At 52.0% G+C, this 221-nt stretch carries 1 protein-coding gene; it reads right to left on the reverse strand.

Translation table 11 applies throughout. The features are described 5' to 3' along the window. Positions 1–221, reverse strand: a 221-nt coding sequence (locus tag D7V32_RS17130) for an Ig-like domain-containing protein (RefSeq protein WP_147394253.1), incomplete at both ends; no start/stop codon positions are given.

The raw sequence follows: 221 nt of genomic DNA on the forward strand, positions 1-221 counted from the left end.
GTTGCAGTTGCGGTATACACGCCTTCTGCTGCTGGCGCTGGAACTGTTGCTGTGTATGAACCGTCTGGGTTTACTGTTACTGGAACAGTGTTGCCTGATGGATCTTTCACCGTTACTGTCGCGCCAGGCTCTGTTTTACCCGTTACCGTTGCTGTGCCGTCTGCATTTGGCGTTACATCGACAGTCACCACTGGTGCAACCTTGTCATCCAGTACATCTGT

Source organism: Acinetobacter tianfuensis, assembly GCF_003611465.1.
GTDB lineage: Bacteria > Pseudomonadota > Gammaproteobacteria > Pseudomonadales > Moraxellaceae > Acinetobacter > Acinetobacter tianfuensis.